The sequence below is a fragment of the Pseudomonas sp. KCJK8993 genome (assembly GCF_046230915.1).
GTDB lineage: Bacteria > Pseudomonadota > Gammaproteobacteria > Pseudomonadales > Pseudomonadaceae > Aquipseudomonas > Aquipseudomonas piscis.
Map to the genome: position 1 here is coordinate 1 of NZ_JBJJLO010000199.1, position 4,962 is coordinate 4,962.

General features: G+C 60.8%; 2 protein-coding genes. Both read right to left on the minus strand.

Annotated elements, in window-relative coordinates:
• Positions 1-4,561, minus strand: a 4,561-nt coding sequence (locus tag ACK6AU_RS31280; RefSeq protein WP_409303579.1) for an amino acid adenylation domain-containing protein, incomplete at its 3' end; no start/stop codon positions are given.
• Positions 4,562-4,571: 10 nt separating this feature from the next.
• A partial coding sequence (locus ACK6AU_RS31285) for a phosphopantetheine-binding protein (RefSeq protein WP_409303581.1) occupies positions 4,572-4,962 on the minus strand: 391 nt, incomplete at its 5' end.

The window sequence follows — 4,962 nt, forward strand, 5'->3', positions numbered from 1 at the left end:
TAACCATCGCCTGCAGCAGGTTCTGCCAGTGGCGGGCCATGCGCTCGATCGTCGAGGCTTCGAACAGGTCGGTGGCATAACCCAGCGAAGCCCAGAGACCCTCGCGGCTTTCATGCACATCCAGGTCCAGATCGAAATGAGCAGTACGACGCTCCCATTCCAAGCCTTCGATATGCAGCCCAGAGAGCATCTGAGGCTGATCGCCCAGGCTCCCTTGCGTCTGATAGTTGAACATCACCTGGAACAGCGGGTTGAGGCTCAGGCTGCGCTCAGGCTGCAACGCCTCCACCAGTTGCTCGAACGGCAGGTCCTGGTGGGCCTGGGCCTCCAGGGCCCGCTGCTTGACCTGCGCCAGCAACTGGCCGACGGTCATCTGGCCATCGATATCGGCCTTGAGTACCTGGGTGTTGACGAAGAAACCGATCAGGCGCTCGGTCTCTACCCGGTTGCGGTTGGCGATCGGCACCCCGACACGGATGTCCTGATGACCGCTATAGCGATGCAGCAGCACTTGGAACGAGGCCAGCAGCAGCATGAACAGAGTCATGCCCTCACGTTGTGCCAAGACTTTCAGGCCAGTCACCAGAGAGTCTTGCAACGACACATCCAAACGAGCACCACGATGACTTTGCAAAGCCGGACGCTGGTGGTCGAACGGTAGTTCCAGGACGGGTTGTTCACCTCCAAGCAATGCACACCAGTAGTCCAATTGCCTTGCCTTCTCCCCGGCCTCCATCCAGTCACGCTGCCAGGCGGCGTAGTCGGCATACTGGATCGCCAGGGCCGGCAACGCGCACTCCTGCCCCTGGCTGTAGGCGGCGTACAACTGCATCAGTTCCTGGACCATGACCTGCATCGACCAGCCATCGGACACGATGTGGTGCTGTACCAACACCAGCACATGGTCATCTTCGGCCAGGCGCAGCAGGTTGACCCGCAGCAATGGGCCCCGGCTCAAATCGAATGGCTGGGCGATCTGCGCCTCGACCAGGGACTTGAGCTCCTGTTCCTTCACCTCCAGTTGCTGGATCGACACTTGTGCTTGTGCTGCGATGATCTGGACAGCCCGCTCGCCATCCTGGTGCAAATGGGTGCGCAGGCTTTCATGGCGCGCCACCAGGGTGTCGAAACTGCGCTGCAACGCAGCCAGATCCAGCGGGCCCTTCAGGCGCAGCGCGCTGGGCACATGGTAGGCGGCGCTGGTCGGGTCCAGTTGCCAGAGGAACCATTGGCGCTCCTGGGCAAACGACAGTGACAAGGGTTGTTCACGATCGACCGTGATCATCGCCGGCGCCTGCACGACCGCACTGGAGTCCATTCCCTGCAGGGTTGCCACAAAACCACCCAGGCGAGGCTGTTCGAATACCAGCTTCAGGGGCACCTCACACCCCAGGACATGGCGCAGGCGCGAAACCACCTGCATCGCCAACAACGAGTGGCCACCCATTTCGAAGAAGTGATCGGTGAGACCTACTCGCTCGACTCCCAGGATATCGGCCCAGATGGCCGCAACTTGCTGCTCCGATTCGCTCACCGGAGCCACCCATTCCTGATTCATCAGGCTGCTATCAGGCTTGGGCAAGGCAGCACGGTCCAGCTTGCCGTTAGGGTTGAGCGGCATACGCTCAAGGAAGATCAGGTGCGCTGGAATCATGTAATCCGGCAACTGTTCTGCCAAAGCCGTACGCAGCGCCTGAGCCAGCACCTGGGTATCAGACGGCTCGGCCACCAGGTACGCCAGCAACTGGTTGTCGACTGCCAGCACTACCGCTTCACGCACCTGCTCCTGAGCCAGCAGCCGTGCTTCGATTTCGCCCAGCTCGATACGAAAGCCACGGACTTTCACTTGATGATCGGCCCGGCCGATGTATTCGATCACGCCATCGGCCCGGTACCTTGCCAGGTCGCCGGTACGGTAAAGACGCTCACCCGTGCTGGAGAACGGGTTCGCGACAAAACGTTCGGCGGTCAACAGCGCACGGTTCAGGTAAGCCCGCGCCAGCCCGCAATGGCTACCGATATACAACTCACCTACCGCCCCCAAGGGCGCCAGGTTCAGATCGCGATCCAGGACGTACAAGGCACGCCCAGGCAACGAACGACCAATCGGACTGGCTATGCCGCCAGCCGCCTCATTGCCAGCACTGCAATCGAGCACGCTGGAAACCACAGTGGCTTCGGTCGGCCCGTAGGTATTGAGTAGACGGATATGCCCCAGCCCCGCACGCTGCCATTGCGCCGGCCCATCCAGCGGCATGGCTTCGCCACCGATATGGATCTGCCGTAACGCTCCATAAGGTCTTGGGCCTGCCGCCAGGCAATCGAGCAGGAACAGTTTCCAATAGGCCGTTGGCAAGTCGGCCAGGGTGATGCCCTGGTTAATGATTTCGTCATACAACCGAGCACTGTCCCAAAGCTCTGGACCACGCAATACCACGCTGGCTCCCTGGCTCAGGGCCGGATACAACTGCTCGACGAAGCCGTCGAAGTTCAAGGTAGCGAACTGCAGCACCCGGTCATTCGGCGTCAAGCGTGAATAACCTGCGGCGATGCTGGAAAACTCAGTCAGGGCGGCGTGACTGATCGCCACGCCCTTGGGCTTGCCCGTCGAGCCCGAGGTGTAGATCACATAGGCCAGGCTACGCGGGTCGGCCATCACTTGGGGATTGTCTTCAGAACACTGCTGCAATGCCGCTTCGGCCTGGTCGATATCCAACGTCACCAGGCCCTGGGGCAGTGGCAATTGCAAATGAGACTGGCGCAACACCAAGTGCACGCCACTGTCTTCGAGCATGTGCAACAGCCGCTCACGGGGGTAATCCGGGTCCAGCGGCACATAGGCACCACCAGACTTGAGCACTGCCAACAGGCTGACCACCATGGCAAAGGAGCGCTCCACCGCGATCCCGACCAGGACTTCGGGTCCGACCCCCTGGCCGATCAGGTAGTGGGCCAGACGGTTGGCCTGGCGATTCAGCTCGGCATAGGTCATGGACTGCTGGCCCAGATGCAAGGCCGGCGCTTCAGGACGTTGCCGCGCCTGGACCTCGAACAGGCCATGCACACCTGCAGGGTGCATGAATGCCGGCGCGGCATCATTCCAGGCATGCAACAGCGCTTGTTGCTCGGCGGCATCCTGTATCGTCAAGTGGGCGATTCGCTGCCCGGCCTCCGCCACTACAGCCTGTAGCAGCGCCTGCCAATGCCGAGTCATGCGCTCGATCGTGGCGCTATCGAACAGATCCGTCGCGTATGTCCAGCAAGCCCAGACGCCCTCGATCGACTCCTGGGTATCCAGGCTCAGATCGAACTGCGCGCTCTGGCTGTCCCACTCCAATGCCTCGACGCCCAGCCCTGGCAGTTGTTGTTCACCACGGACACGGCCCTCGGTCTGGTGATTGAACATCACCTGGAACAGCGGGTTATGACTCAGGCTGCGCTCGGGCTGCAGGGCCTCGACCAATTGCTCGAACGGCAGGTCCTGATGCCCCTGGGCCTCGAGAGCCCGTTGCTTGACCTGAGCCAGCAGCTGGCTGAAAGTCATCTGCCCATCGATATCGGCCTTCAGTACCTGGGTATTGACGAAGAAGCCGATCAAGCGCTCGACCTCCACCCGGGTGCGGTTGGCGATCGGCACGCCGACACGGATATCGGACTGGCCGCTGTAGCGATACAGCAGGGTCTGGAAAGATGCCAGCAACAGCATGAACAGCGTCACGCCTTCGCGCTGGGCCAAGGCCTTGAGCCCTGCCACCAACCCATGATCCAGGGCAACGTCCAGCCGGGCACCACGATAGCTTTGCACGGCTGGCCGTGGATAATCCAAAGGCAGCTCCAGCACAGGCTGCTCACCCCCCAACAACTCCCGCCAGTAACCGAGCTGGCGCTCCTTTTCTCCAGCTTCCATCCAACTACGTTGCCACAGCGCGTAATCGGGGTATTGGATCGGCAGGTCGGGCAACGCCAAGCTTCGCCCCTGGCTATAGGCGACATACAGTTGAACCCACTCGTCGACCATGACCTGCATCGACCAGCCATCGGACACGATATGGTGCAGTACCAGCACCAGTACGTGTTCCTCCTCGGCCAGCTGCAGTAGTTTGACTCGCAGCAGGGGGCCCTGCTGCAAGTCGAAGGGCTTGGCCACTTCAGCCTTTACCAAGGCTTCCAATTGCTGTGGGTCGGCTCGCTCCAAGTCGATCGACACACTCGACTGCGCCTGCACTACCTGCACCACCTGCTCTCCATCCTGATGCAGGTGGGTACGCAGGCTTTCATGGCGAGCCAGCAAGGTGTCGAAACTGTGCTGCAATGCTGAATGGTCGAGCCGGCCCTTCAGGCGCAAGGCACGGGGCAAGTGGTAGGCAGGGCTCTCGGGCTCCAATTGCCAGAGAAACCACTGCCGCTCCTGGGCATAAGAGAGTCGCAGCGGTTCATCCTGCTGGCGCTTGAAAACCGGGGCGATCTCGAACAGGTTGATGCCTTGCTGTTTGAGCAGTACCGCCAACGCTTTCTTTTCTTGCGCAGAAAGAGAACCCACCGACTCGATTAATGCTTGCACGCCACGCCCCTCAGGAAGTCAATTTATCCAAATCTTCTGCTGATAGACGTTTGAGGGCCTCCAGGGATTTAGCCAATGCATCCTGCACCGGCGAAATATTTGTCTGCTGCGCTGCGACATGGGCACAGAACTCGGCCAGGGTCGGCGTGGTGAAGATCGACTTGACGTCGATCTCGCTGTGCAGCTGCTCGCGCAATCGCACCACCACTTGGGTAGCCAGCAACGAGTGCCCGCCCAACTCGAAGAAGTTGTCCTTCAAACCGACGCGCTGCACTTCCAGTACCTGCGCCCAGATCTGCGCGACCTGTTGCTCCAGCGGGCTCTGCGGTGCCACGTAGTCCCGCGCCTGCAAGTTGGCATCGGGCTTGGGCAGGGCTTTGCGGTCCAGCTTGCCGTTGGGA